This window comes from Myxococcus sp. AB025B, assembly GCF_006518215.1.
GTDB classification, from domain to species: domain Bacteria; phylum Myxococcota; class Myxococcia; order Myxococcales; family Myxococcaceae; genus Myxococcus; species Myxococcus fulvus.
Map to the genome: position 1 here is coordinate 1 of NZ_SRLW01000690.1, position 592 is coordinate 592.

Annotated in this window: 1 pseudogene; it reads right to left on the reverse strand. The window is 74.5% G+C overall.

The features are described 5' to 3' along the window. Positions 1-524: pseudogene (locus FL311_RS43525) on the reverse strand (DNA polymerase Y family protein); the annotation flags it as partial. Between the last annotated feature and the right edge of the window lie 68 nt (positions 525-592).

Consider the following 592-nt stretch of genomic DNA (forward strand, 5'->3'; position numbering starts at 1 on the left):
GCCAACGGCAACGGCGCCAGCGCCTGGGCCGATTCCCCCGGCGCCACCACCTCCACCCGCCGCGCGCCGAAGCGCGCCAGCGCCCGCGAGGTGAACGCCTCCGACGCCACCACCACGTGCGCCCGGTACCCCAGCCCCTCGCACAACGCCAACGCCCGAGAGCACAGCCCCGCCTCACCTCCCGACAGGTGCGCGGCCCCCGCGTCGAGCCACAGTCCATCTGGAGCGGAGAGCTGGAAGCCCGGCCCCAGGCTCAGCAGCGCCTCCCCCAGCGCCACCAGCGCCCGCTTCTCCTCCTCCAACCGGTAAGGGAAGTGCCGCAGCCCCGGCTCCAGCGCCGTCGCCGCGGTGAGCGTCACCCCGGGCCGCACGCCCGCCTTCAGCGCGGACGTGGACGCCGCCACCACCCGTCGCTGGCCGCGAGCCTCCTCCACCAGCACGAAGGGCCGGCCCGCCAGCTCCGGACACTCGATGACCTTGCGCTGCACCGGGAAGCGCGTGAAATGCAGATAGGCCCTGCGCATGGCTCCCTCAGTTGTGCGCCGCCGAGGCCACGTCCGACGCCACCCGCAGCGAGGGCATCACCCCATCC